General features: G+C 28.7%; 1 protein-coding gene. It reads right to left on the bottom strand.

Annotated elements, in window-relative coordinates; translation table 11 throughout:
* On the bottom strand, positions 1 to 534 hold a 534-nt coding region (locus IEV63_RS12960), incomplete at both ends, for a hypothetical protein (RefSeq protein ID WP_188407233.1).

The following is a 534-nucleotide window of genomic DNA, read 5'->3' as shown; positions in this document are numbered from 1 at the left end:
TTAGCTTTTTCAAATAAATGTATAAACTCGTCTGTTTCTTGGGCTAAGTTTTCTGGAAAATTAAAATTCTGATGTATAAACTCCCATAAAGATTTAGCAGTTACTTGTTTGTTCTTTACAAATTGAAGGAGCTTCTTTTTTTCTGGGATAGAAAGTTTTTTCTTTCTGTTTTTTGAAGATGTACTAAGTTGATTTACTAAAGATTTAAAATCATTTTTAGAATGCCATTTGGTTTTATTTGAAAAGCTTACCGCTAAAATTTTATCAAAAATGAAATTTAACGTATCAACTTCGTGTTCAATGCTTTTTAGTTGAAGCATTTCTTGTTGTGATAACTTTATCGATTTATTTGCATTTTTATCTATTAAGCCTAACAAACTTTTGTGAATCTGTTTTTGTTTATTAACACCTATTGAAACTTCAGGATGTTTCACTTCCCAGATATGTGCAAAGGCATCTGTTTGAGCAATTAAATGATTCTTTAGTAATTCTTTTTCAGCATGATCTAAAAGGAGCAGCTCTTGAGTTAAATGC

It is taken from the genome of Psychroflexus salis (assembly GCF_014640175.1).
Lineage (GTDB): Bacteria > Bacteroidota > Bacteroidia > Flavobacteriales > Flavobacteriaceae > Psychroflexus > Psychroflexus salis.
Note: the sequence above shows the minus strand (reverse complement) of the source record. Positions and strands in the feature narration are given on the sequence as shown.